Below are 26238 nucleotides of genomic sequence, written 5' to 3'. Positions count from 1 at the left end.
GTTTATGAATGATCCTTTTGTTTGCGCACGTTGTGCCGCTAAGGGCCCTACATGTTGCGAATTAACTCCAGGCTGTGAAGAAGTCTGTTTTCCTGTTTCAGAATACGAACGGGAGCGCATCAGAGAATGCGCTCCCGATTTAGGCGGGTTCGTTTTACAACCGAACACCGCCCTTTTTATTGATAATTTATTTAGGTTGTTTCCCGATCAACGCAGAGCTGTTAAAGAGTTGTTTCCTCCGGGAGGAACTCATTATCGCTTAGCCGTTGATGAACGTGGAAAGTGTCTTTTTCTAGGACAGCACGGTTGCCTTATTCCTCAAGATGCTCGGCCATGTTATTGCCGTTTATTTCCTTTTTGGACAACTGAAGACGGCAGAATCAATGTTCTCGAAGTCGCAACCTGCCTTGCCCAGCTTGAAAATAAAAGTCCGGGAAAATTGCTTAAAGCTCTTAATGTTTCTCAGGTTACTGTTCGGAATCTTCATGAAACGCTAAGGCGTGCATGGGGATTTGATCCTCACCATGATTAGTTTTTTGAGCCGATTGATATCAGTATCTAATTTTAGATTAATTATTATCCGGAAACAGTTATCCTACTTGATAACTTACGGGATTTGTAGATGAAGAAAGTTTATAAAATAAGTCTGATTGTAATACTTGTGATGGCCATTTTCGGTGTATCTGCTATGGCAGGTCTATATTACTGGGCTTCCAGAGATTTACCCGGGTTTAAAAATATCACTGATTACAAACCGCCTTTAGTCACAACTATTTATACGCATGATAAGAAGGTGCTTGGATATTTCTATAGAGAAAAGCGTTTTTTGGTAAGAATGGATGAAATGACTCCACTTCTTCCTAAAGCTTTTTTAGCTGCGGAAGATGCTTCTTTTTACGAACATGACGGTGTTGACTTCTCAGCTATTTCAAGAGCTTTTGTGGCCAACCTTAAAGGCGGCTCCATTAAGCAGGGCGGTAGTACCATAACACAGCAGATCATTAAACGTTTGCTGCTTTCGCCTGAAAAAAGTTACAGCCGTAAAATTAAAGAAGCAATTCTTGCCTTCAGGCTTGAGCATTATCTGGATAAAAATGAAATTCTTACTATCTATCTGAATCAGCTGTATCTTGGTGCAGGTGCGTATGGTGTTGAAGCCGCAGCCCGTATCTACTTCGGAAAACATGTTAATGAATTAACTGTTGCCGAATGCGCACTGCTGGCCGGGCTGCCGCAGTCTCCGAGTCGCTATAATCCCTACAGGCATCCTGAAAAAGCAAAAGCTCGTCAGCTTTACGTTCTTGGACAAATGTACGAACGCGGGTGGATTGACAGCGACCAGTATAACACGGCTATAGATCAACCGCTCGTTTATAAAAGTATGGATGATCCATCTTGGCAGAACGGTCCATATTATCTGGAAGAAGTCAGACGCTGGCTGGTTGATCAATACGGCGAAGATGCTGTTTATACCGGTGGCCTGAGTGTTGTTACCGCTTGCGATCTTAAACATCAGGAAGCCGCTGATGCCGCAGTCAGAGCCGGACTTGAAGATTCATCAACCAGAAGGGGATGGCACGGGCCTTTGGCTCAGTTGCAACCTGCGGAATATCAGGAATTTTTAACAAACGAAATTGTTCCTGTTACGAACCTTAGGCCGGATTACTGGGTAAAGGTATTAGTTACAAAAGTTTCTAAAACAGAAGCCTCAGTGAAGTTCGGCAATTATTCTGCTAAAATATCTGTTGCAAGCATGGCGTGGTGTCGTACACCGGATATTCATAAAGCACATGAAGAAGTTCGTCCTGTTAAAGATGCAACAATAGTTTTAAAAGTCGGCGATGTTGTATGGGCTAAACTTACCAAAGCATTCTTTAAAGATGGCAGTGAAGTTAACTTCCATCAGATAAGTGCCGATTCATCTGAACTGAATGATGTCAGCTGGACTGCTGATTTGGTTCAGAAGCCTGTTGTTCAGGGAGCCTTGGTTTCCATGGACCCTAGGAACGGTGAAGTTAAGGCCATGGTTGGCGGATATTCATTTCATGAAAGTCAGTTCAATCGTGCCACGCAGGCAAGAAGACAGCCCGGTTCGTCGTTTAAACCTATTGTCTACTCAACAGCAATGGATAATGGTTTTACCCCGGCATCAATTTTAATGGATGCCCCGTTTGTATATACTGATATGTCAGTAGGTAAACTTTGGAAGCCTGAAAATTTTGAAGGCGTTTTTTACGGACCGACATTACTTCGTACTGCTCTTGTAAAATCACGAAATCTCGTGACAATCAGACTTGCGCAGAAAATAGGCATTAGTAAAATTATAGAGCGGGCGAAAGCCATGGGTCTTGAGAGTGATTTTCCGAATGACCTGTCCGTTGCGCTTGGTTCAGCATCCGTTACTCTGATGAATCTGGTCGAAGCTTACTCTGCCTTTGCGCGCGGTGGTACGACCGTTAAGGGACGTCTGGTCTTGACTGTGAATAGTGCATGGGGTGAACTTCTCTATGAATCCAAACCTGAAGTGCATGATGCAATCAGCCCGCAGACTGCGTACATAATGTGTAATCTTCTTAAAGAAGTTGTTCAGCACGGTACCGGCTGGAGAGCAAAAGTTCTTAACCGACCTGTTGCAGGTAAAACAGGAACTTCAAATAATGAACAGGATGCATGGTACATGGGATTTTCGCCGTATCTGCTGACCGGTGTTTATATCGGTTTTGACCAGTTGACCCCTATGGGCAAGTGGGAAACCGGATCACGCGCCGCAAGTCCTGTTTGGGTTGATTACCGCCTGAAAGTAGAGAACGATTATCCTTATATGGACTTTCCCCAGCCTGACGGTGTTGTTATTGCCAAGATTGATGCTGCGTCCGGCTTGCTTGCAGGTCCTTCATCGAAGGAGACTTTTTTCCTTCCGTTTAAAGAGGGGACTCAGCCGACTAAGACGGCTTCAGGAGCTGGTGAAGATTCTGAAAGTGGAGGAGGCTCCAGTGAAGATTTATTCAAGCAGACGTTCTAAAATGTTAAGATAGTTTGAAATAATATAAGTTAAAAATAATCAAAAAAAGGGCAGATCTTTAATAAAGATTTGCCCTTTTTTGTGTTCAAGATGTCCCGTTCTAGAATAAATTTATTCCGGGTAGGTTGAAATTCCGCCGTGTGCTCCAGACCATTCTACTGGATTGTTGAGGAATTTTTCTACTTCATCCAAAGATTTGGAATCGAAGTATCCTTCTTTTTTGCAGACATTGAGAATATCCCACCAAGTTGCAAGAGACAGCATTTTGAGTCCTGCGTCAGCGAGAGTCTGTGTTGTGTTAGGGAAAATTCCGTAGTGGAAAAGGACAAAGGTATGCGTGACTTCTGCGCCTGCACGGCGGAGAGCCTCAGCAAAATTAATTTTACTGCGACCGTCAGTTGTCAGGTCTTCAACAAGAAGAATTCTTGAACCGTCACTGAAATCACCTTCGATCTGTGCATCGCGTCCAAATCCTTTTGCTTTTTTGCGTACATACTGCATAGGAAGCATCAGTCTGTCGGACAGCCATGCGGCAAAAGGGATACCTGCTGTTTCTCCGCCGGCAATACAATCAATTGATTCAAAGCCTACTTCTCTGAGGATGACAGAAGCTCCGAAATCCATGAGAGTCTGACGAACACGCGGATAAGAAATAAGTTTGCGACAATCAATATATACCGGGCTGGCCCAGCCGGAGGTAAATTTGAAAGGCTCATCCGCTCTGAAGTGAACAGCCTTAACTTCGATAAGCATTTTAGCTGTGATTTCAGCTATTGTTTCCTTGTCTGGAAAACTGGTAGGACCCATTGTCTCTCCTTTGTTGTTTTATACGTAAAAAAAGCTGAACTTAAAAACAGTTCAGCCTTTATCAATCAACCAATTCCCAATAAAGGGGAGTGTCAGGGTTAAATATTTTAACCGTGTTCTCTCCCGCTTTGAAGAGCCAGTCCATTGAAACGGGTATATCTCGTTTGGCTAAAGTAATTGTGCTGCCATTGGGAGAAAGCCCGTAAAATCTGGCTCCATATATGGAAGTAAAACCTTCGAGTTTCTCGAGTGCGTTATTTCCTTCAAAAATTTGAGTTACATAACCTATTGAAGTCGGTGCATTAAAAATTCCGGCGGCCGCTCCGGCTTTTTCTTTTTTGGAACATGGGTGCGGCGCGGAATCTGTACCGAGAAAAAATTTTTCATTACCGGATGTTGCTGCGTCGCGTAATGCTGCTCGGTCATCAAACGTTTTCGCAACAGGCAGGCAGTACATATAAGGATTCATACCACCCTTAAAAAGATCGTTACGAGTCAGCACCAAATGATGCGGTGTTATGGTCGCAACTGTGAATTCATCTTCCTCAATAACATAGTCGACCGCGGTTTTGCAGGTCAAATGCTCGAAAATAATTTTCAGCTCAGGAAAATCTTTGCGGAGAGGTTTTAAAACCTTATCGATAAAAACAGCTTCACGGTCGAAAATATCAACATCCGGATCAACAACTTCACCATGTACAGATAGCGGCAGTTTAAGTTCTTGCATCACTTCAAGCACGGGGTAAACTTTCTTTATGGAAGTAACGCCGCTTTCAGAATTAGTTGTAGCTCCTGCCGGAAACAGTTTTACTGCGTTGAAAGCTTTAACTGCGCACGCTTCCCGAATATCGTCAGGGTCAGTTGTATCTGTGAGGTAGCAGGTCATAAGCGGTTCAAAACGTGAACCTTCAGGACGAGCGGCGATAATCCGTCTGCGGTATTCCTCGGCTGTCGCTACTGTGGTCACAGGAGGCGTGAGGTTCGGCATAACAAGAGCTCTGCCGTATATTTTTGCAGAGTATGGGAGAACTGCCGCAAGCATATCGCCATCCCTGAGATGAAGATGCCAGTCATCAGGTCTAATTATGGTTATTTCATCAGTATTCATTATTTGAAGTCCGTAATTGTGCGGTAAAGTACAGATGTGCCTTTGATGAAATCTGCAATATCCATTTCTTCTTCAGGATTATGCGAACCGTTGCGGTTTCTCACAAAGATCATTCCTGTGGGAACTCCTGCATTTGCGAAGAGTGACGCATCATGTCCCGCTCCGCTGGGTATAGCTTCTATTGGCAAACCTTCATCCCCACAAGCTTTATTTATGCGCTCAACAATACTTTGGTCAAGCACTGCGGGGGGAGTTTTTACAGGTTTATCGAATTCAAATTGAACTTTGCGGTCATAAGTAATTGTGGCGCATTCAGAATGTAGCAAAGCTTCAATGGCGGCAAGGGTATGTTCGTACTGACTTCTTGCTTCAAAACTGAACGTGACTAAGCCGGGAATGCGCGACATTGCATGGTTTTGAGGATTGGTAGTCAAAATTCCTGTTGTCGCAACCAGATCTCCACCGTGCTGCAAAATAGTAGTCCAGTGGTCATCTATGCGGGTAATTAAATCAGCTGTGGCAAAAACAGCGTCTTTTCTAAGCCAGCGTGGAACAGCGCCGGAATGTCCGGCTTCGCCTATACATTTAATTTTTCTGTGCCTGATGTTACCGCGAATTCCTGTGACAGCCGCAACCGGAAGATTGCGGGCAATCATAACCGGACCCTGCTCAATGTGCAGTTCAAAGAAAGCTTTGATTTTCGATGTATCAATCAGAACTTCGCCTTTAGAAATCCTATCAATGTCTGCGCCGCACTCCGCCATATGGGTTCCGAGTGTTTTGCCGTCATCGCGCTGCGGTAATGCCTGTTCTGATTCACCAAGTTTACCCAGCAGGGCTTTTGATCCCAGATAACATGCATCAAACCATGCACTTTCTTCACCGCGCAGGGCGATAACTTTAACAGGAGTTTCAGGAGATGTGCCTGTGCGTTTGTATTCAACAAGGCAGAGCAACCCTGCGATAACTCCGGCCGCTCCGTCATAGTTTCCGCCTTGCGGAACTGAATCAAGGTGTGAACCTACAAGTATATATTCCTGATCATCAGATATTTTTTCAAGCTCTATAACAAGGTTTGCAGCTGCGTCGCGTGAAGTAATTAGCCCTTCATTTTTGGCAAAGCTTTCAATCATATCAAAAGCTTTACTTTCACCTTCGCCGTACGAAGGACGGGATACGCCTATCGTATCTCTGGATAATTCTTCCAGATCGGCAAACAGTTTTTCCGCTTCATTTGTCAGATGGCTGAGACCGGGCTGAATTTCCAAAACAGGATGTGGATTCATAGCGTTAGTCCCCCCGATATTTACATTTACTGGTGCAATCATGTTCATATTTCTAATTTATTATTTAGCTCAAACTTTTAAGGTGCAACTAATCCCGGAAGGAAAGTAGCCAGACCTGGAACATAGGTAACCAGTATCAATACAAGAATATTGATGAACAGGAATGGCCATACTCCCTGAATGATTGACATTACAGGCTTATCAAGCGTTGAGGAAGCAACGAAGATGTCCAGCCCGAATGGCGGGGTGATCATGCCTATGCAGATGTTAAGGCAGACGATTTCACCGAAATGAATAGGGTCGATTCCCATGGTTAATGCTACCGGATATAAAGGCGGAACAAGAATAAGAAGTGCCGAATTAGGGTCGATGAACATCCCCGCAATAAAAAAGGCGATGTTAACAATCATCAGGAATGTGATTGGTCCTGCCTGAATATCTGTCAGGAAGTTTGTTATCAGAACCGGAACCTGAGCAATTGTTACAAAATAGGAAAGCACGCTTCCCATTGCCAGCAGAATGAAAATGATTGTTGTTGAAATTGATGCTCTTTCAGTAATGCTGATCAGTCTGGAAAAAGTTAGATTCTTATAAATGCAGGATTCAACAAAGATTGCATAAACAACAGAAATAGCGGCTGCTTCGGTAGGCGTAAACAGCCCTGAGTAAATTCCGCCTAGAATAATTACGGGTAAACCGAGAGCCCATGAGGCCGCTTTAAATGTTTTGGTAAATGGTATTTTTGATTTTTCGCCTTTGCCTACGCCTTTTCTAATGCTTTCAAACAGTACAAGTCCGCAGAAGGCAAGGCCGAGAGTAATACCTACACCCAGACCGCCTATAAACAGTCCGGTAATAGATGTGCCTGTCATCCACCCGTAAATAATCAGGGTGATGCTTGGAGGAATGAGTAACGCTGTTTCTGCGCTGGAAACTATCAACCCGAGACTGAATTTCTCGCTGAATCCGGTTTTACGCAGTTCAGGATACATGAGTTTACCCATGGCGGCGACTGTTGCCGGAGCTGATCCTGAAACAGAACCGAAGGCCATTGAGCCGACAACCGTAGTATGACCTATCCCGCCCAGTCTATGAGCAGTGAAATGTTTGATCAGATCTGTAAGTCTTTTTGCAATCTGTCCAGAGGCCATAAGTTCTGCCGCAAAAATGAAAAAAGGAATAGCAAGCAGAGTAGAAACGTTGATTCCGCCGACCAGTTTTTGAATGAGTACCGGATCAGGGATTCTTGGAAAAAGAAAAGCTTTGGTTAAAAATGCAGGCACACCTAAAACAAGCAGCATTTCAAAGCCGCAAACGAGCATTGTCAGAGCAATTAGAATTATTACAGGAGTCATCTTATCTTACCGCCTTAGTTAGCTTGATCAATAGTAATAGGTTTATTGTGGCGGTCATTTATACCGGCAAGTTCAAGTCCGTATCTGAGAGCTAAAAGTACAAAACCGATTGTCGGCGCAACGTAGAGCCAGTACATGGGCAGTCCCAGAGTCGGGCTGACCTGTCCTGTGCCCATAACAAACTTAACAAGGGCAACTCCGAGCCATGCAAGATAGCAGCTGAAGACAATGCCGGTAGTGTTGATAACAAAGCAGATAACTTTTTTAGGAATATCAGGAAGTTTTTCAAGCAGAGTTGTTACTGCTACATGTCTTCCGCGTTCCAGAGCAAGGCCGAGAGACAGGAATATAGCCCAGACCATAAGCAAGCGGGTGGCTTCATCTATCCATGCGAAAGTACTTGAATATTGTGGAAAGATCTCTCTTACCAATACATTAAAAGTATAGAGGGCGACCATGATCAAATTTATAGAAATAACAAGAAGTCGTTCAACGGCCCTGATTCCTGCGATTATGGAATTCAGTGTCTTTCGCATAATTTTCTCCTGAAAAAAAGAGGCGGGAAAGACAAGTCTTTCCCGCCTTTATTAAACTCAATTATTTTACAATACGTTTATATTCTGATTCGTATAGTTTGATGAGTTCTTCGCCTTCGCTACCTGCACGTTCAAGGTAGGCAGCTTTCGTTTTGGGGTACATAAGATTGCGCATGGTTTCGCGGTCTGCATCTGAAAGGGGGCTGACTTTTACGCCTGCTTTTTTGATTACGACAAGAGCGTCTTTCTGAGCCTGTTCTTTATTGGCTTCAACGCTGGGCATAACTTCCATCAAAGTATCAACGATGATTTTCTGATAATTTTCAGGAAGGCTGTTCCACCATGCAGGGTTAAAGAGGAAGAAATCTTCCATTGCGCCGTGTTCTGAAAGTACAAGGTATTTCTGAACTTCATAAAACTTCATGCTGGCGATGGTATCAAGAGGATTTTCTTCACCGTCAATAACGCCGTTCTGGAGTGATGTATAAAGTTCTCCGAAAGGCAGAGCAATTGCAGATGCTCCGATTGCAGCAAACTGTTCAATCAGGATTTTGGAATCCATTACACGGAAACGCTGTCCTTTATATGATTCAACAGTTGTAAGAGGCTTGTTGGATGTAAAGTTTTTACGTCCGTCAGGCCATGTTGCAACAGCTTTAAAACCACGTGAATCGAAACTTTTTAAAAGAGCTTTACCTAAAGCACCCTGACGAATTTCCTGTGCCTGAGCGCGGTCGGTAGGAAGCAGGAAAGGAAGGTCCATAATAGATACAGCAGGATTGAATCCGCCAAGAAATGCAGCCGGAGAAACTGTACCTTCAATAGTACCGAACTGAACGCCTTCGTTCATCTGACGCTGATTGCCAAGCTGTGAAGAAGGGAAAATTTTAAATTCAACGTCACCGTTGGTGCGTTCTTTTACAAGTTTAGCGACTTTTAACAGTCCTATGTTACGTGGCTGCTGAGCGGACTCGAGATGTCCGATGCGAGCTTCGTATTTTGCAGCGTTGGCAGAGATTACACCGCCGAGCAGCATGCACATGGCCATCACAATAGAAACAATACGTTTTGAAATTTTCATTTTGTAGCCTCCTGATTAAAACAGCAATGGTTTGAATAAGACAAATTGGATTATAAAAACGTTTATTGTCAAGAAAATTCTTATTTTTGATACAAATAAAAAAACTATTCACAAAAATGAGAATATGGGTAATTATTGATCACAAAGATGGCAAAAGAACTTATAATTACTTTAGCATTTGTGGCCTTATTAATATAGTATAATGGAGATATGTAATGGGTGAACTGAGCTCCACAGAAATTGGACACAGACTTAAGGCCTTCAGGCTCGGTAGTGAATACAGCGCGGAAGACATTGCTTCGAAGATAGGTATTTCCCGCGCGGCTCTTTACCGTTATGAAAAAGGAGATCCTCCTAAGCTTGAAACACTTGAAAGTATTGCTGAACTTCTTGGAGTCTCGTTGACATCATTAATGGGAGTCGGGGTTGAATACGTTTCGTCTGCAGTGAGTTTTTTTGAAAGAATGAGGCAGGCGGAGTCAGTCTCGGAACATTTATTTGTCATGTTCGGACCGGTTTCATATCTACTTACTACAGATGAATTTGATGAAGTCTTGTCGGTTGTTTTAAAAGAAGGTCTATCATCTGGACTGCCTGATTTACGTCAGGCTCGAAGAGCTGTTGATGAAATTTTAGCAATTTTGAAAGAACGCAAGAAAGCTTATCAAAAACGCAAACCGAGTATTGTCAGTTTGGTTTCTGCCGCAGAACTTGAAAGATTCTTACGAAACGGTTTTATCGGTACGTACGATTTACCGCCGGATATAATAAAAGAGCGAAAGGCCATTGCTCGCCGAGAGTTGGAAAATGTGCTCGACATGCTGGAAAAACAGCCTATCGGTGTTCAAATCGGAATACTTCGGGATTCTATACCAAGTACAAGTTTTCAAATTTTCCGGCAGCCGGGAAGTTCCACACTTGCTATCAGCCCGTTCAGACTTGGAGAATTCCCAAACGTTCGTTTAGGCGTAGCAATGATTACATCTGCTCCGGAAGCACTTGCTCTTCATGAAAAAATGGTGACCGAGCTTTGGGATAGATCTCTGAAAGGACCGGCAGCCGCCGCTTTTTTAAAAAAACTTATTCAGGAAGCAGGGTCGTAACCGGGAGGTAATATATGCCTTTTATAAGAGTTGAAACAAATCTGAAAGTTGAAACAGCTGAGGCTGATGCCTTTGTTTTGAAGCTTTCAAAATTTGTATCCGTCATACTGGGTAAGCCGGAAATTTACGTGACTGCAATACTGCATCAAAACGCAAGTATGTCTCTGTCCGGCAGTAATGAGCCGGCGGTGTTTGTTTCTCTGGCCAGTATTTCATTGCAATCTGATAAATGTTTAGAACTTTCAAGATCTGTTTGTGAATTTATCACCGCAGAATTTTCTGTGCCGGGAACTAGAGTTTTTATTGAATTTCGTGATCTTGAACGTTCCATGTTCGGGTGGAACGGGCGGACTTTTTAAGCAAAAAAATCCCGATGCGAATTTATAAATTCGCATCGGGAACAATTTTTGCTAAGCGTCAGGACGATTAGAGCAAGGACAGATCCCAATTGAAAGTACTGGTTCTGTTAGGAGTCGGAACGGCTTTAGGCCATGATTCCGTGATTTGCAGAAACATTGAATAGCCTGCGCTTTCAAGTTTCTTGGTCACAATTCCTAAGTCCAGTTCCCAGCCGGGGTAAACCCAATAGGTCTGGCCATATTTTCTGACCCAGCAGACTTCTTTTTTCTGGCTGTAGATAGGACTCATAAGCTCAGTTTCTTCAGCAACGATCCTTGAAATACCAAGCGGCCATAAGCCGGAAGTAATGATCCCCAAAGGAAGCGGGCTGTGTTCCGGCAGTGCCATATAATCCGCTTTTGAAAGCTCAGGGCTGACAAATGCAGAAGTGAAGCCCATTTCATAAAGCTCCATCAGTGCAAGCGGGTTGGACATATTACAGAACGGGCTGGCGTGAAAATGTAAATTTTCATCTTTAGGGAAAAGGCCGATCTGCCACGGTGAACCGAGAACAAATTCCGTTGCTCCGTGTCCGAGGCAATAAGCGACAAGCTGTTTGATTTCAGATTCTTCATTAGGCCAGATGACCGGAGGAAGGTGCCACCAGATCTTTGATACAAGCGGTTTAGGTGTGCGGTCGAGGGCATTGGCGGAAAGCCAGATGCCTGTTCCGTACTTATTCTTTCCGCGCGGAGGATTCCTTTGCAGAGAAAGAGTCTGAACACGTTCAGTGGAGGAGTAAGGATGTGGAAGATCCACCTGCACCGAGCTGGAAGTTTTTGCAGGAACTTTAATTTTTGAAAGAGCTGTTTCCAGTTTCTTGAGAGCGTTGACCAGACCTTCTTCGCGACGGTCAATCAGAAAAACTCTGGTTCCTGATTTTAAACGGGCGAGACCTTGAACAGGAATAGAGACTTTACCGCGCTTTGGAACAGGACGTTTGATTTTTAAGGTCTGATGTCCGGGCTGGTCCTGATAACCGATACGCAGAAAATCGCCGTTCAGAAGTTCCTGACGGCATTCGAAGTAAGGTTTTCCGTTCTTTTCCTGCTTGGTAACACCGATAAGAAAGCCGGAAGCGGTCTCATTATTAGGATCAAGCGGAATAAACGGACGCTGCGGCAGAAATGTTGAATGTGATGATGGTCTGCTGAGAGCAAGTTCCAGCAATTCCATTGCGGTTTTACGGATTTTAGCATCATTAGGATGATCGCGCAGCATGCGATAACCTGTGACAGTATAATAAACGTAGTGGGGGCCTTTTTTACGACCTTCAATTTTCCATGAAGTAACTTCAGGGATTGAAAGCAGAGGTTTGGTCAGTACGTCCAGACTTAAATCTAGGCAGGAGAACAGACGTTTAGGTTGATCTTTACGGGAAGAGGTTCCATAAAGCCTGCGGCATGGCTGAACGCAGCGTCCGCGAAGGCTGCTTTTTCCGCCGAAGTATGAGCTCCAGTAGCAGCGTCCTGAAACGCTGTAGCAAAGGGCGCCGTGAACAAATGTTTCAAGAGTAATGGATTCAGGGCAGGCGTCAGCCATCTGTTTAACTTCTTCCAGATTAAGTTCTCTTGGAAGAACAACGCGGGATGCACCCATTTCAGCGGCAACCTTAAGTGCCTCAGGGTGGCTCACATTGGCGAGAGTCGATAGAATTATTTGTCCTTCATAACCGATTTGCTTAGCAATATTAAGCATTGCAAGGTCTTGAACAATAATTCCGTCAGGTTTGACCTCCCGGGCGACACGGTCCAGCAATCTGGCTGCGGAATCTACATCGTCAGGTTTAATCAATGTGTTCATGGGGATATAGGTCTTAACGCCATTTTCCTTACCGAGCTGAACAAGAGCTGCAAGTTCGGTAGTAGAGAAGTTATCAGCTTCCATACGTGCGGAAAAATGTTTAAGTCCGGCGTATACCGCATCTGCTCCGGCTGCGATTGCAGCAAGGAAAGATGATTTATCGCCCGCCGGGGCAAGAATTTCTGGTTTATGTTTTGTCATAGTGTATCACGCTTTGCCGCATAGTGCGGACAGCAAAAATCTATAGGATTAAATCATGAGTGCAAACAATTGCAGGGCTGTAAAAGTCATTGACGTTAAGCCCCTCGGGCACTCCTCACCGGATGAGGAAATAATCGAACTCAAGCTCGAATATCCGGGCTGGGACTCCGGCTGGCGCGTTGGCCAGTTTGTTATGATCAGACCCGTTTCGTGGCCGCTTGACCTTATATGGGGACGTCCATTTTCCATTTGTAACGCAGACGACACCACCCTGACTATTCTTTTTCAAGTTGTCGGGCGTGGAACAAAACGTCTTGCGAAACTTACCACAGGCGACAACGTTAATATATGGGGTCCGCTCGGTTCTTTTTTCAGCAAACCGAAAGACCGCCCTGTACTTATGCTCGCCGGAGGGATGGGCATAGCGCCCTTTTGCGGTTATGTCGACTCCCATGATCAGCCTGAAAATTTAAAACTCTTTTTTGCACACCGTCCTCCGCTTGAAAATTATCCATATAATTCCATATCTGAGAAGATAGAAGTGGAAGATATACGCGAAAGAAAGCCCGAAGATATTCTAAATATTATTGCACGAATTGATGAACTTGTTAAGGAATATGCTGAAAAAAAAGGGCTGATCGTCGCCTGCGGTCCCACTCCTTTTCTGCGTACCGTCCGCTGCGCTTCAATTAAATACGGCGTCGAAGCAGAACTTTCGCTGGAGAACCGCATGGCCTGCGGAGTCGGCGCATGTCTTGGCTGCGTAACAAAGGACAGTACCGGACACCATACGCAGGTATGTACAACCGGACCGATCTTTAAAGCTACAGATATCAGTCTGGAGGATTAATTATGGATATGTCAGTTGATTTTGCCGGACTGAAGTTAAAAAACCCCATACTCACAGCTTCAGGCACATTCGGTTTCGGACTGGAATTTAAAAGATTCGGTGATCTTGAATCCCTTGGCGGTATCATTGTAAAAGGCCTTTCTCTTAAGCCGAGAGAAGGCAATCCCATGCCGAGAATTGCTGAAACTCCGTGCGGTATGTTAAATGCCATCGGAATTCAGAATCCCGGTGTTGAAGTGTTTTTGAAAGATAGACTGCCTAAACTGCCGTGGAAAACTTTGCCTGTATTAGTAAACCTCTATGCCACGGATGCGACCGAGTTCGGTGAACTTGCAAAAGTTCTTTCAGCCGAAGAGGGCGTTGCCGCGCTTGAAGTCAATGTATCCTGTCCTAATGTTAAAGAGGGCGGAATCGCCTTCGGTCAGGACCCGAGCCAGATTACAAAAGTTGCTGAGGCCGTTAAAAAAAATGCTGGCAATAAGCCAGTAATTATCAAACTTTCGCCTAACGTAACGGACATAGCCACTTGCGCAAGGGCCGCTGAAGCCGGCGGAGCTGACGGAATATCGCTCATCAATACACTTTCCGGGATGGCGGTTGATATTGAAAGGCGCGCGCCGCGTTTAACTAACGTTATAGGCGGTCTTTCCGGCCCAGCGGTTAAGCCCGTAGCCTTAAGATGTGTATTTCAGGCCGTAAATGCGGTTAAGATCCCCGTAATAGGGCTTGGCGGTATCTCATCAGCAGAAGACGCCGCAGAGTTTCTGCTGGTAGGTGCTACGGCTGTTCAGATCGGTACAGCGAATTTCTTAAGCCCTGATACGGCTTTTAAAATCGCAGAAGAGCTTCCGAAAGTGTTAGAAAGAATTAACGCAAAATCGCTTGATGAGTTCCGCGGAAGCTTGAAATTGCCTAAATAAGCATTTTATTTCATGTTATTTAAAATAATTGAATAAAAAGTGAAAAAGAGCTTGCCAAGCTACTCTGATTTAGCTAAACCCTTTTTCACCCAAGCGGAGAGGTGTCCGAGTACGGCTTAAGGAGCACGCCTGGAAAGCGTGTTTAGGTAACACTAACGGAGGTTCGAATCCTCTCCTCTCCGCCAGCTAGGTTTATACAGCCCCTTACAACGAAAGTTGTGAGGGGCTTTTTCGTATTTGGTTTTTAAGCTGTATATATGAAGATATAGGCTGAAGTAAGTAAAAAAGGCCAAGCTGTGAGCCTTGCCCTTGTAAAGTGTGACTTGGGTGTAAGGGCTTAGAAGGGGTCACCATTGTTGATGAGAAAATGAGAATTAGTAATAAGTGCTGGACCATCTTTTCTGTGCAACTGAACTCCTCCGATAAGGGCCTTTCTTAATTGAGGATCGTCAGACTTCCACTCTATTACAGCATATCCAATTGTATGAATCATAGCATTAGCTTTATTTAGAGCAAACATGCGTGAAGAATGGGCAGGAATCTCAAAATCACTTATACCATAAGTAGACGTCCAATTTACTCCACCTTTAATTAGTTGGCTAAAAGCAGTAAGATTATTACCGTCTCCATCGTATATAACAACTCGACATTGCACAGTATTACCAGTGATATTAGTCAAAATAATATATGGATAATTAAGTTTGTCTGGATTTTCATAGTAATACAAAATGCTAGGAACCAAGGCACTTCCTTGTGCATTGAAATTATCCACCGCCCCCGCAGCCCCGCACATCAACACCAGCATCGCCACTGACAACACACACGCCTTCATCAAACTTTTCATAATCATCTCTCCGTAATTAATAGTTAAATTACAACATTGTTATTGTAATATTAACTGCGTATATAGTGTGTGATTTTATGTCAACTACTGGTATTTTGATTTTGTAATGTGATAAGTATAATTACTTTTGACGAATTCAAACCCGTACCATAGTAGAGCTTTCGTTTCTTATTGTTTAAGGTGGGCCAATCTCGATTGAGACTGGCCCTTTTTTTATAAGATGCTAGCTGTATAGAATCCTTAAACCTTCAAAATAGACCGCAATACGAACCATAAATTACGAGGATTTTCGCCAATGCGACGCACGCTGTAAGGCCACCATTTTTCTCCGTACGGAAGGTAGACACGGACGGAGATGCCTTGCCGTATCAGTTCCCGCTGATAATCAGGGCGCACGCCTAGCAGCATTTCCACTTCCCATTGGTCCGCACTCCATCCCCGTTCACGGGCCAAATTCGCGGCAAATTCGATTATATTATGATCGTGACTGCCGATGACCGGATACACTCCGGTTTTGCGTGCCTGCTCGCTGAATATTAAATCAACAAGCTCCCTGTAATTCCGGTCAATATCTGTGCGCTAGGTTAGTGCTACGTCTTTGTTTTCCGCAAACGCTCCCTTAACCAGTCGGACCATGCCTCCTGAGGCAACTATTCCTTCAATATCCTTCTTGCTGCGTTTCAGGTATGCCTGAATGGTGATCGCAACTGGAATTTGTTGCATTTTAAGTTCGTAGTAGAGATCCAAAGTATTCTGTGTGACCGAGGAATCCTCCATGTCCACCATTAGTACTTTGCGACGATCAGACTCTATGTTCTTTACAGCTTGTCCAAGTCGAGCCGCGTTTTTTCGGCACACATCCCATGACACCATGGACCCTATCTGGGTGGGGTCAACGGAGAGGTGAGAATCAATCCCGCGTTCCACTAGCAATGGAAGTATAGCTTCCAATTCTTTGACCATGGCTGTAGCGTTCTCTTCTACATCTTCGTACTCCCCGAGCACGAACAGGGAAGAGGTGATGCCTTGCATAAACATTTCCCTTGCTCGGTCTGCAGCTTCCCGCACGTTTTTTCCGCCAGTGAATTGGCTGGAGAATCGGCTCATGAGCCGGGAGCCCTGCATAAAATTGGTCGCAGCTTCGCTGCGGGCCAAGCCAGTCATAGTCTGTTGCCATAACCGCATGAAATTACTCCTTATCAAACTGAATAAATGCAGACTATGACTCTTCATAATATGGCGTATTGTAAAAAATTGCTGCTTAAGTCTTTATATAATTAAAATGGTGTTTAATGATTATGTTATGCAATTGGGGACTATTTCGTATTTAAAAATATTTTAAAAATTGAAAATTTTCGCTTCTGCGGCCATGTCGATCAGATGAGGGCCGCCGTCTAGCAGCATATTCGAATGGAAGGTTGCTTCATCCAGTCCGCGATTGTTAGCACATGGTGTGCATACGCCGACCTTAACTTCATTTTCCACCAAGTATGGCAAGTAGTCTTGAGGGCAATCTCCGGTAACAGTCTTCTGGGTCAGGTCTTTGCCGGAAACAGCCCAGTCCACACCGCCATCAATGAAAAACATATCAACATGATGTCCTTTACTGTGAGCAATTTTTGCAAATTGGAAACAGCGTGTTGCCGCTTCGTTGTCATTTTTGCTCAGTACAAATAGAAAATTAGGCATAATATCTCCTTATGATTCGTGTTGGTTATTCATAAACATATTTAAAGAATCATTAGCTTGCAGTGTATTAGCACAATTGATTGAGCAGGAACAGTGTTGATTAAATTGTCGAAAAAGGAATGGGGATGTTGTTGCGGCGGTATATTTACTTTTATATCTTAGAATAGCCCTCCAACCTTGTGACCACCAACCGTTTCATGATATTTAAAGAAGATTGAATCAGCAATTACAGTGACGATCACTACTTGCTTTCATCCAAGTTAACTACGAATTAGACGAACCGGAGTTTTTGATGAAAATGAAAGGTATGCGTGTTTTGATGTTTGTGGAAAATGTTTTTGAGGACATGGAACTTCTGTATCCTTACTATCGGTTGATAGAGGAAGGAGCGGAGGTTGTGGTTGCCGGACCTGAAGCTGGAACCGTTTATAAAGGTAAAAACGGTTATCCTTTCCGTTCTACCGCCGCCATTGCGGATCAGCAGGCAAAGGATTTTGACTTGCTTGTAATTGCAGGCGGTTTTGCTCCTGATAAACTGAGGCGTGATCCTAAAGTTCTGGAACTTACCCGTGAGATACACGAAGCCGGTAAAGTTGTAGCGCATGTCTGCCATGCTGGGTGGATTCCTATTTCCGCCGGAATAATGAAAGGTTTTACCTGTACCTCAACCCCCGGGATAAAAGATGACCTTATAAATGCCGGAGCAACTTGGGTTGATGAGGAAGTAGTGGTTGACCGGAATCAGGTGTCATCACGCAAGCCGGATGATCTGCCTGCCTTCTGCCGCGCCATTATAGATTTGGCCACAAAGTAATTTTAGCCCCTCACAACATCGATTGTGAGGGGCTAAAATTAATCTAAATAATTTGAGCTATAATTCTGTTTTTCTTAAGTACCAGCGTAAGGCCCCAGCAAATAATTATTGAAGAGATGAATAAAATAGGAGCCTTTACAAACGGAGAAGCGTCCATATTCAGCAGGAAATATGCTCCGTAATAAACTGGAATTGAATGGAAAAGATAAATTCCATAGGAGCAGGATGAAAAGGATTTCCAGAGCGGGCTGTCGCTGTTGAAAAAATATTTGAATATGGCAAAACACGCCATCATTGTTGTGAATGAGAATATATTGAATCCAATTGAGTTTCCGGCCTGAATCGCAAGTTCCGTGCTTCGGGTTGCCATCAGCATTTTAAACTGGATATATACTATGGCGGAACAGACAGAAAGCACTGACCAAGGGATAAGTTTTGGTGTGAATCCTGATGTTTCAAACCATCTGCGTTTCCATGCAAGAACTCCAAGTCCGAAGTAGAGCAGATAAATAAAAATCCGTACAGGCTGGAAAATGATAATATAGTAGTCAGTAACCCACGTATCAACAGGGTAAAATCGGTTCATTCCCAAGAAAATAGCGGAAGTGACAGCTATGAATAAAATCGGCAGCATCACGTTCGGTTTCTTTGATGTTCGCCTTAGACTTCTTAAACTAAAAAATTTGGTGTATGAAATAGTTAAAATCAGGTGACATACAACAAGAATCCCCAAAAACCAGAATACGGATTGACTGAACATAGTCGTCCAGAAATTTCCAAACCAAAAGCCCATATAGCCTGAAGCCTTACCTCTTGAAAGAAGAATCATATACATAGAGGGCGGTGCCAGAAAAAAAACTCCAAGCACCCATGGTATAATTAGCCGCCGAAATTTTCCTGCCCAAAAATCGTACACACCGTACTTTTGCAGAGATGGCAGAGAAAAATATCCGGCAATAAAAAACATAATCGGCATGAGCGGTACATCTATCAAGATAACGCCGTAAGTAAAAAACATACTTTGCTGCGGATCGATAACATACCACCAGCTCGGAGCATATTTCATATAACAAAGGTAAACATGGAGAAGTACAACCATTAAAATAGTGATTCCACGGAGATTATCGAGGAAGTAAAGTCTTTTATTCATGAGCAATTTCCACTTTCGTATTATTTATGATGAATATTCAAAAATTCCTCATTTTCGATATTATTCTCAAAGTTACAAGTCAAATCAAAAATAGTTGATAAAAAATGGATAGTTTAGACGAAAAGACTGATAGCGGATTATAATCTTCAAATTTATATTGACTATAATTGTCGCTGTAAATATTAATAAATATTGATTTCAAATCACAGCAACACACTGAATACTGGGGAATTCGTTATGAAAAAAAAGATACTTTATTATGCTTCCACAGTGTGTCTGACACTGATTCTTTTGATCCCGGCCGTATCACAAGCCTCGTCATTCAATCCTCTCGCAGATTCAACCATTTCTTTGAATGGCTTTTTTATGAAAGGTGACAGTTCCTTGTTAACGGATGGTCAGGTTAAGGAGGGAACTCAATGGAGCACGAAATCAGTTGCGTGGTTGGGGCTTAATCCCTCTATTGAAATAGATTTACATGGGGTGACGAAGATAAGCTCCCTTTCTATACAGGCTGACAGTAATGATGCGTATCAAGTTGATTACTGGGATAAAGCTTCAAGCTCATGGCAACATGCTTGGACCGTAGCTAATGTAAAAGATAAAGAGCATAATTATGTGCCCGGGCTTGTTCTTCGCGAATCAGGTTCTGATTTGAATATTGTCTCTGATAAACTTAAAATCTCCGCACTTTCCGGTGATGGTATGTATTCAGTTTCTGAAGTACAAGCTAAAGGCAGTCCAACACCTCTTCCTTCCGCTTTGCTTTTGCTTGGAAGCGGGCTTGGCGGGCTAGCTTTTCTTAGAAAACGATTCAATATGTGATGAGTGTTTGACTTTCCTCCGCACACTACTATGATGCCGCATAAACATTAAAAATTGCGAGGAAAGATAATGATTCTACCATGTATGGCTAAAGATATTGTTACTCTGGTTAAAGAAAACGGTGAAAAGTTCGAAGGAATTAAGTCTGTAATCTCTACCCAGAGAATTATTACATTTGAGATTGATTTGAATATTGAACCTAAAGATACAATTATACATGAACTGGCAAGCGGAACAGTGAATACATATCTTGTAATTGATTCTGAGCGTATCCCGAAACTTGACGGAGTTGATGCTCACTACCAGCTTTTGATTAGAAAAATTGCTGCATAAGCTTAATCAAACAAGTTTAGATAATATGTAAGTAAATATTTGCTCAAAAAAAGAAGCCTTATACCTTATTTAAAGGTATGAGGCTTCTTTTTTTGTTTGAACTGTTCTGTTTGGTGCCGTCGCTGTTGTAGGTAAAATTAGCAAATATGTAGACTCTTAGTAAGTAATTTACATATTTGTAATGTTTTTTTGGGTGGCTAAAGTGTAACATGTTTAAATAACATACTATTGCAAAACTGAAACATGGCACTTTGTTTGCTTAGTAAGGGTATGTATCCACATTTACACGGACTGAAACTTTCGGCGTTACTGGCCATTTGCCAAGCCATCGACCAAGCACTTAATCTTGAATCTGCTTTAGATGGAGTTCTTTGCATTCTGTCCGAGAAATTAAGTATGCAGCGAGCGACGGTAACGTTGCATGATCCTGAAACCGGACAGCTTTCCATTAATGCGTCATACGGTTTAACTCATGAGGAGAAACAGCGCGGTGTCTATCGCCTTGACGAAGGTGTCACCGGACGAATTTTTCGAACTAAGGAACCATATTATGTACCTGATATAACAAAAGAGCCATTGTTTCTGGATAAAACAGGTTCCCGTAAAATCCGGCGCGGTCTGATCTCTTTTCTGGGCGTTCCTATTCTTTTGCACGGTGAATCTATAGGTGTGCTTAACGTTGACAGGTTGTTTGAAGATGAAGTTGCTTTTGAGGAAGACATAGATTTTCTTAAAATTGTCGCGACTCTCATAGGACAGTTTATAAGTCTCAATGAAAAGATTATGGAACGGGAAGCAGTCCTTAAGCGTGAAAATACTTCGCTTAAGTACCAGATAGCTAAGAATAATAAAGGGCCGTATATCGTTGGGCAAAGTTCGGCGATGGTGGAGGTTCAGAGGCAGATTGAAAAAGTGTCTCCTACCCGTGCAACAGTTTTGCTGCTTGGTGAGTCCGGTGTCGGTAAAACATTAATTGCGCGCATCATTCATGAGCTGTCTGATAGAAAAGGTCATCCTTTTATTAAAATTAACTGTGCGTCTATTCCGGAAAATTTGTTGGAATCTGAATTGTTCGGTTACGAGAAAGGTGCTTTTACAGGCGCGACAGGATCTCGTAGCGGGCGATTTGAAGAAGCTGATTGCGGTACTATCTTTTTAGATGAAATCGGCGAGTTTCCGATGATTCTGCAGGCTAAACTGCTTCGCGTATTGCAGGAAAAAGAGCTTGAAAGGCTCGGCTCAAATCGTACCCGCACTATTGATGTCCGCATTCTGGCGGCAACAAACCGAGATCTAGGCGAACTGGTTGAGCGCAACGAATTCAGGCTTGATTTGTACTATCGCTTAAATATCTTTCCGATTCTGGTTCCGCCTTTAAGGGAGCGCAAGGAAGATATTACAGGTTTGCTCAATCATTTTCTCCAGAAAATGTCAGAAGATTACGGTCGGCAGATGTTTTTTACGCCGGCTGCTCTGGACGCTCTGATCAAATATGATTGGCCGGGCAATGTTCGTGAGATGCAGAATCTTATTGAGCGGCTCGTAATCATGTCCGACAGCGAGTATATTACTTTGGAATTTTTGAAATCATATCTCGCACCGGGGCAGAGTCCTGTGCAGAATGGAATTTCACACGATGCTCAAAAAAACAGTGACGAACCTCCTCACTGTACTTCACTTAAAGAAGTTGAACGTAATGAGGTTGTTGCAGCACTCGAAAGAAGCGGCTGGATTCAGTACAAGGCGGCGGATACTTTAGGTTTGTCTGCCCGTCAGATGGGGTATCGAGTCAAAAGATACGGCCTTGAATCCATGATCGCAGAAGGGCGCGCGCGGCTTAGACGGATGAAAGACGGTGAATAAGTAAAATTTTATAGCAAGTTATATGTATTTTTAAATCCGGCTGGAATATCTCCAGCCGGATTTTTTTAGTAATTTGCTATTATTAACTCAGAATATCTACAAAAATTAACCCCGCCGAATATTAATTCCGGCGGGGTTATTCGCTAATATATTAATTGTTTTGATCAGCCCTAGCCGCAGCTTGTACCTGTTCCGGTGCAACAGCCGCCTGCGATTCCGCCTCTGCGACCGCTTAATTTACTTAGATCACCTGAAGTGTAGACAGCGGTTAATCCATCTTCAACAAACCCGCTTACGACATGGCAGTCGATTCCGTTTTCTTCAAGGGCGAGCTGCGGTGTCTGGCCTACTGCGGCGCATAAAACTGCGCGGCAATCTTTAAGTGCCGCGGCAAGGTCTGCCCAGCGTTTCGGACCGCAGCCGGATTTAGGTGCCTGACGTTCTTCTATAAGACGATAGGTTCCATTTTCGCCTTCACCCCAGATATAAAATGATTTAGCTTCACCTAAGTGCTGATTAATCAGCATTCCTTCACGGCTGGCAACAGCAACGTAGGGACGCGCAGCTTTAGGTTCAATCGGAGTAAGCTTAGAACATGCCTGAAGAGTTCCGCAAAGAGATGCGGACTGATCATCACCGAGAAGTCCAACAGCGTCAGCGCGGCAACGCTTGCAATGCGTCATCTGATCGATGACTTTACCTGCTTCTTTGCGCAGAGGTCCGATTATTTCATGCCCTGGCTCTTTCACGTCTGCAAAAAGAGTATCTGCTGTCGGCTTAAGGGGAATCATGTTCTGGATGTCCGCTCCTAGCTCTGAAACGACTTTTGCAACTTCAACCAGATGGTCTTCGTTAATACCGGGAACAACGATAGAGTTTATTTTAACGATAATTCCGCGTTCCTTAAGTCCTTTGATTGCTGCAAGCTGGCGTTCTAAGAGTACTTCAGCACCTTGTTCGCCGCGGTACACAACATTTCCGTCTTTAACCCATGCATAAAGTTTTGCACCGATTTTAGGGTCTACTGCGCTGATGGTAATAGTTACGTGTGATACTCCAAGTTCTTTGATGTCATCCAGATAAGGCAGTATGCCCATGCCGTTGGAGGACAGACAGAAAAGAAGATGCGGATGTTTTTTGTTGAGCAGACGCATCGTCTCAAGTGTTTCAGCAGGGTTTGCAAAAGGGTCACCGGGGCCGGCGATGCCTGCAACCGTGATACGCGGTTCTTTTGTAAGAACCTGATCCATATATTCTGCGGCCTGAAACGGCTTCAGCACTCCGCTGGTTACGCCCGGGCGTGATTCATTTACGCAATCATATTTTCTATTACAGTAGTTGCACTGAATATTACACTTAGGTGCGACGGGGAGATGTACACGGCCGCATGAGCCTGCTGTTTCCTTGTTGAAGCATGGGTGCTTGGTTGTATCTTTCATTGTCTTGGCTCCTACTGTGAAATTCCCGATTATTTTACTGATTAAACTTTTTTACAGGTATCCGTAGCCGATATCGCTGTCGCTCTGTTTCTTTTCAAGTACGGAGTTTACGATTTTATCGAAAAGTGAGAGTGCTCCGCTGTATCCGATATGAAGAATGCGCTGACCTCCGAAACGGTCATGAATCGGGAAACCTACGCGGATAAGCGGGATATTCCATGCTTTTGCGTATTTATAACCCTTGGAATGACCGATCATCAGGTCCGGTTTCAATTCTTCAGCCTCGTCAGCTATGTCGTGAAAGTCTACGCCTTCGCGAACTATAGGCATTTTTCTGGCTACGCCTTCGGTTGCAGCAGCAATTGCTTTTGCCAGACCTTTGCCGCGTGCTCCGGTTCCGGCGAGCACAACTTCGACTCCTATTTCACTCAGGAAAGAGCAGAGTCCTGTCACCAGATCTTCTTCGCCGTAAACAATTGCGCGCTTTCCAAAAACATATTTGTGTCCATCGACATATGCGTCGATCAAACGACCGCGTTCCAGTTCATAACGACGCGGAGTAGGGGTTCCGGTTATTTCTTCAAGTGTATCAAAGAGTGCGTCTGTTTCACGCAGCCCCATAGGAATGCCTATGCGATAATTTTTGACTCCGAATTTCTTTTCAAGAGCAACACCGCCGGTTTTATCTCCAAGGCAGCGACCGAATTCGATTGTCGCACTGGCTCCTGACATTTCTTTAATGCTCTTAATCGGGGTTCCGCCTGTAGGAATTTTTACATAATCCTCAAGTGCCGGAGCGTCCAGAGTTTCAGAAATGTCAGGTAAAATAGTAGCTTCTACATCAAATCTTTCACAAATATCGCGCAGTTCACGAATATCTTCACAGGAAATCATGTTCGGAAGAATGTTCACACTGCCGTCTTTTTCAGCCTGCTCTGTGCAGAGCTGTTCGACTAATGAACATACAGCTCCATGCCAGCCGTCCATGTGCGTTCCGTTGTAACTCGGGGTCGAAACACTGACTAATTCAGGCAGGTTAAGATCACCGAATTCCTTGCGGAATTCAAATAGAATTCTTGGAACGTCATCGCCGATGGTTTCGGTAAGGCAGGTTGTTGCGATACCGATAAGCTGCGGATCGTACTTTTTCATGACATTCAAGATGCCTTTTTTAAGATTCGGTCCGCCGCCGTAAATGGCATTTTTTTCGCCGAGTGCAGACGAAGCAATATCAACCGGTTCGCGGAAATGACTGATAATATATCGTCTCATATATGTTGAGCATCCCTGTGAACCGTGCTGGAACGGGATGGCTCCTTCAACTCCGCGGAAAGCCAGTGAGGCCCCGAGTGGCGTGCAAAGCTTGCAGGCGTTGGTGGTGGAAACAAAATTAGCTCTTTCCACTTTAGTTTTAACGTTACTCATTGCCTGCCTCCTTTACTATCTTACTTCTGCGGTTGGAGCGTCTCGGTACAAATGACCATACCGGACTCATTACTGAGGAATGAATTTCACGGGCAAAATTTAACATTCCTTCGAACCCTTCAAGTGCTTCTTTGCGTTCATGGTTATGATCGCAGAAGCCGACACCCATTTTGAATGCGATAGGGCGTTCTTTTACGCCGCCGACAAAGACATCCACATCTTTTTCCTTGATAAATGCGGAAAGTTCCAGCGGGTTGGCATCATCGACTAAAATTGTGCCGGGGTCAGCAATCTGAGCCAGCTCTTCATAATCTTCCTTGGTTCCGGTCTGCGAGCCTACCATAACGACTTTCATTCCAAGGTGCCGAAATGCTTTGAGCAATGAGAATGCTTTGAAAGATCCACCGACATACATGGCAACTTTTTTGCCTTCAAGATCTTTGCGGTAGCGGGCAATCTCCGGCATGAGCTTTGAAAGTTCATCTTTAACAAGGTCCTGAGTGCGTTGAACAATGTTCGGGTCGATATCCTTAAAGAAATCAGCCACCTGATAAAGAGACTCAGCCATATCTTCAATGCCTAGGTAGGAGACACGGATGAATGGTTTGCCATACTTTTCTTTTATCATTTTTGCCAAATCGAGAGTCGCACCCGAACATTGAACTAGATTTAAAGCCGCACCATGACTGCGACCGACATCTTTAACTCGTCCGTCACCGGTGATATTGGCAACGACTTCTACGCCCATGCGTCTAAAGTATTCTCTTACAATCCAGATTTCTCCGGCGAGGTTGAAATCACCTAAAATATTGACTGAAACCGGTGATATATCGGATACATCTTCTGTTCCGACAAGTTTAAACATGGCTTTACACGCAGCAAGATAACCTTCGCGTTTACTGCCTTTAAATCCTTCAGACATGACAGGAAGAACAGGGATTCCTTTCTTCTCAGTCATTTTTCTGCATACAGCTTCAAGGTCATCACCGATTATTCCGACGATGCATGTGGAATAAACGAATGCCGCTTTGGGGCTGTGCCTGTCTATGAGTTCGTCAAGAGCAGCTTCAAGCTTTTTCTCTCCGCCGAATATGACATCAACTTCCTGAAGGTCTGTTGAAAAGGACATTCTGTGCAGTTCCGGTCCGCTTGAAAGAGAGCCGCGAATGTCCCATGTATAAACTGCACAACCGATGGGGCCGTGCACCAGATGCAGTGCGTCAGCAATGGGGTAAAGAACAACGCGGGAACCGCAGAAAACACAAGCACGCTGACTGACAGCTCCGGCAAGAGATTCACGGTTACAGGCTATATCAATGTCGCCCTGTCCTGTTCTATGTATCTGATCTTTTCTTTCTTCTAATATGGCACTAGTCATGGCTTCA

23 protein-coding genes, 1 tRNA gene and 1 pseudogene are annotated in these 26238 nt (G+C 43.9%); 11 read left to right on the top strand and 14 right to left on the bottom strand.

Annotation, left to right across the window (positions count from 1 at the left end; genetic code table 11):
• Positions 1–4: 4 nt before the first annotated feature.
• Both B9N78_RS04770 and B9N78_RS04765 read left to right on the top strand, forming a co-directional pair.
• The gene (locus B9N78_RS04770; RefSeq protein ID WP_085099079.1) at positions 5–532 is read left to right on the top strand and encodes a YkgJ family cysteine cluster protein; all 528 of its coding nucleotides are present in this window, start codon (positions 5–7) and stop codon (positions 530–532) included.
• A gap of 90 nt (positions 533–622) precedes the next feature.
• Complete coding sequence (locus B9N78_RS04765; protein ID WP_085099077.1) at positions 623–3022, top strand: penicillin-binding protein 1A; 2400 nt, start codon at positions 623–625, stop codon at positions 3020–3022.
• Between the two features lie 111 nt (positions 3023–3133).
• On the opposite strand, the gene B9N78_RS04760 is transcribed toward B9N78_RS04765, so the two are convergent.
• From B9N78_RS04760 to B9N78_RS04735, 6 genes are all read right to left on the bottom strand, one after another.
• Positions 3134–3829 carry an orotate phosphoribosyltransferase gene (locus B9N78_RS04760; protein ID WP_085099074.1) on the bottom strand — a complete coding sequence of 232 codons (696 nt, stop codon included), beginning with the start codon at positions 3827–3829 and terminating at the stop codon, positions 3134–3136.
• A 61-nt stretch (positions 3830–3890) separates the two neighbouring features.
• Positions 3891–4937: a dihydroorotase gene (gene pyrC / locus B9N78_RS04755; RefSeq protein ID WP_085099071.1), complete on the bottom strand. Its 1047-nt coding sequence runs from the start codon at positions 4935–4937 to the stop codon at positions 3891–3893.
• Positions 4937–6265 (bottom strand): Zn-dependent hydrolase, encoded by a 1329-nt coding sequence (locus B9N78_RS04750; protein WP_245805457.1) that lies wholly within the window; start codon positions 6263–6265, stop codon positions 4937–4939. Before B9N78_RS04750 ends, pyrC begins: the two co-directional genes overlap by 1 nt.
• A gap of 35 nt (positions 6266–6300) precedes the next feature.
• Positions 6301–7578, bottom strand: a complete 1278-nt coding sequence (locus B9N78_RS04745; protein WP_085099064.1) for a TRAP transporter large permease — start codon at positions 7576–7578, stop codon at positions 6301–6303.
• Between the two features lie 14 nt (positions 7579–7592).
• A complete protein-coding gene (locus tag B9N78_RS04740) occupies positions 7593–8114 on the bottom strand; it encodes a TRAP transporter small permease (protein WP_085099061.1) in 522 nt (173 codons plus the stop codon).
• 61 nt (positions 8115–8175) lie between these two features.
• Positions 8176–9195, bottom strand: coding sequence for a TRAP transporter substrate-binding protein (locus B9N78_RS04735; RefSeq protein WP_085099058.1), 1020 nt, complete (start codon positions 9193–9195; stop codon positions 8176–8178).
• A 215-nt stretch (positions 9196–9410) separates the two neighbouring features.
• On the opposite strand from B9N78_RS04735, the gene B9N78_RS04730 reads away from it, so the two are divergent.
• Together B9N78_RS04730 and B9N78_RS04725 are read left to right on the top strand one after the other, a co-directional pair.
• On the top strand, positions 9411–10298 hold the full coding sequence (locus B9N78_RS04730) for a helix-turn-helix domain-containing protein (RefSeq protein ID WP_085099055.1): 888 nt from the start codon (positions 9411–9413) through the stop codon (positions 10296–10298).
• 14 nt (positions 10299–10312) lie between these two features.
• Positions 10313–10657 carry a phenylpyruvate tautomerase MIF-related protein gene (locus tag B9N78_RS04725; protein ID WP_085099052.1) on the top strand — a complete coding sequence of 115 codons (345 nt, stop codon included), beginning with the start codon at positions 10313–10315 and terminating at the stop codon, positions 10655–10657.
• Positions 10658–10724: 67 nt separating this feature from the next.
• On the opposite strand, the gene B9N78_RS04720 is transcribed toward B9N78_RS04725, so the two are convergent.
• A complete protein-coding gene (locus tag B9N78_RS04720) occupies positions 10725–12701 on the bottom strand; it encodes a peptidase U32 family protein (protein WP_085099049.1) in 1977 nt (658 codons plus the stop codon).
• A gap of 55 nt (positions 12702–12756) precedes the next feature.
• Between B9N78_RS04720 and B9N78_RS04715 the strand changes: the two genes are divergently transcribed.
• The 3 genes from B9N78_RS04715 (at position 12757) to B9N78_RS04705 (ending at position 14656) form a co-directional block, all read left to right on the top strand.
• Positions 12757–13551, top strand: a complete 795-nt coding sequence (locus B9N78_RS04715; protein ID WP_085099046.1) for an iron-sulfur cluster-binding protein — start codon at positions 12757–12759, stop codon at positions 13549–13551.
• 2 nt (positions 13552–13553) lie between these two features.
• Positions 13554–14471, top strand: coding sequence for a dihydroorotate dehydrogenase (locus B9N78_RS04710; RefSeq protein ID WP_085099042.1), 918 nt, complete (start codon positions 13554–13556; stop codon positions 14469–14471).
• A 95-nt stretch (positions 14472–14566) separates the two neighbouring features.
• A tRNA-Ser gene (locus B9N78_RS04705) sits at positions 14567–14656 on the top strand.
• Between the two features lie 152 nt (positions 14657–14808).
• On the opposite strand, the gene B9N78_RS04700 is transcribed toward B9N78_RS04705, so the two are convergent.
• The 3 genes and pseudogenes from B9N78_RS04700 to B9N78_RS04690 form a co-directional block, all read right to left on the bottom strand.
• Entirely contained in the window at positions 14809–15315 is a 507-nt protein-coding gene (locus B9N78_RS04700) for a hypothetical protein (protein WP_085099039.1), read from the bottom strand.
• Positions 15316–15555: 240 nt separating this feature from the next.
• Positions 15556–16422, bottom strand: a pseudogene (locus B9N78_RS04695) (proline dehydrogenase family protein).
• A gap of 231 nt (positions 16423–16653) precedes the next feature.
• A complete protein-coding gene (locus B9N78_RS04690; RefSeq protein ID WP_085099037.1) occupies positions 16654–17004 on the bottom strand; it encodes a DsrE family protein in 351 nt (116 codons plus the stop codon).
• Between the two features lie 292 nt (positions 17005–17296).
• On the opposite strand from B9N78_RS04690, the gene B9N78_RS04685 reads away from it, so the two are divergent.
• Positions 17297–17818 (top strand): type 1 glutamine amidotransferase domain-containing protein, encoded by a 522-nt coding sequence (locus B9N78_RS04685; protein WP_137982484.1) that lies wholly within the window; start codon positions 17297–17299, stop codon positions 17816–17818.
• 43 nt (positions 17819–17861) lie between these two features.
• Here the strand turns inward: B9N78_RS04685 and B9N78_RS04680 are convergent, their stop codons facing one another.
• Positions 17862–18968 (bottom strand): acyltransferase family protein, encoded by a 1107-nt coding sequence (locus B9N78_RS04680; RefSeq protein ID WP_085099031.1) that lies wholly within the window; start codon positions 18966–18968, stop codon positions 17862–17864.
• Between the two features lie 237 nt (positions 18969–19205).
• Between B9N78_RS04680 and B9N78_RS04675 the strand changes: the two genes are divergently transcribed.
• From B9N78_RS04675 to B9N78_RS04665, 3 genes are all read left to right on the top strand, one after another.
• Entirely contained in the window at positions 19206–19793 is a 588-nt protein-coding gene (locus B9N78_RS04675; protein ID WP_085099028.1) for a hypothetical protein, read from the top strand.
• Positions 19794–19862: 69 nt separating this feature from the next.
• Positions 19863–20126, top strand: coding sequence for a hypothetical protein (locus B9N78_RS04670; RefSeq protein ID WP_085099025.1), 264 nt, complete (start codon positions 19863–19865; stop codon positions 20124–20126).
• Between the two features lie 270 nt (positions 20127–20396).
• Positions 20397–21989, top strand: a complete 1593-nt coding sequence (locus B9N78_RS04665; RefSeq protein ID WP_085099022.1) for a sigma 54-interacting transcriptional regulator — start codon at positions 20397–20399, stop codon at positions 21987–21989.
• Between the two features lie 170 nt (positions 21990–22159).
• Here B9N78_RS04665 and B9N78_RS04660 read toward each other — a convergent pair whose 3' ends face one another.
• Genes B9N78_RS04660 through nifE form a run of 3 tightly spaced genes read right to left on the bottom strand, consistent with a single transcriptional unit; the run spans position 22160 to position 26231 of the window.
• Entirely contained in the window at positions 22160–23428 is a 1269-nt protein-coding gene (locus tag B9N78_RS04660) for a radical SAM protein (RefSeq protein WP_085099019.1), read from the bottom strand.
• A gap of 51 nt (positions 23429–23479) precedes the next feature.
• Positions 23480–24853, bottom strand: a complete 1374-nt coding sequence (locus B9N78_RS04655; RefSeq protein ID WP_085099016.1) for a nitrogenase component 1 — start codon at positions 24851–24853, stop codon at positions 23480–23482.
• Positions 24846–26231 carry a nitrogenase iron-molybdenum cofactor biosynthesis protein NifE gene (nifE, locus tag B9N78_RS04650; protein ID WP_085099013.1) on the bottom strand — a complete coding sequence of 462 codons (1386 nt, stop codon included), beginning with the start codon at positions 26229–26231 and terminating at the stop codon, positions 24846–24848. Before nifE ends, B9N78_RS04655 begins: the two co-directional genes overlap by 8 nt.
• Positions 26232–26238 lie beyond the last annotated feature (7 nt).

Origin of the sequence: Desulfovibrio gilichinskyi, assembly GCF_900177375.1 — a bacterium.
In the GTDB taxonomy this organism is placed as follows: domain Bacteria; phylum Desulfobacterota; class Desulfovibrionia; order Desulfovibrionales; family Desulfovibrionaceae; genus Maridesulfovibrio; species Maridesulfovibrio gilichinskyi.
This window is presented reverse-complemented; position numbering and strand designations above follow the sequence as displayed.